General features: G+C 62.3%; 1 protein-coding gene. It reads left to right on the forward strand.

Annotated elements, in window-relative coordinates:
* The coding region (locus tag A3730_RS19695; RefSeq protein WP_156501264.1) for an ACP S-malonyltransferase at nt 1–559 on the forward strand (559 nt) is incomplete at both ends.

Raw genomic sequence — 559 nt, forward strand, 5'->3', positions numbered from 1 at the left:
GTGCGGTTGGTTCGCACCCGTGGCCAGCTGATGCAGCAGGCCGTAGGGCAGGGTGAGGGCAGCATGGCCGCCATCCTGGGCCTGGATGATGAACAGGTCCGTTCTGCCTGTGCGCAGGCTGCACAGGGCGGCGTGGTCGAGGCAGTCAATTTCAATGCCCCCGGTCAGGTGGTGATTGCGGGTTCTGCGGACGCGGTCGAGCGAGCTATTGCGGCCTGTAAAGCGGCTGGAGCCAAGCGCGCCATGGCGCTGCCGGTGAGCGTGCCATCTCACTGCGCGTTGATGAAACCGGCGGCGGAACAGCTGGCCGAGACCTTGAGCGGCACGCGTTTTCATGCGGCGGAAATGCCCGTGATCAACAATGTGGACGTGGCCATGGAAACGGATCCGGAGAAAATTCGTGATGCGTTGATTCGCCAGCTCTATTCGCCGGTACGCTGGGTGGAAACCATCCAGGCACTGAAAGAGCAGGGTGCTGGGCATCTCTATGAGTGTGGTCCAGGCAAGGTGCTGTGCGGGCTGGTGAAACGCATTGATCGTGATTTGGCGGCTCGTCCGC

It is taken from the genome of Alcanivorax sp. HI0044, from assembly GCF_001634945.1.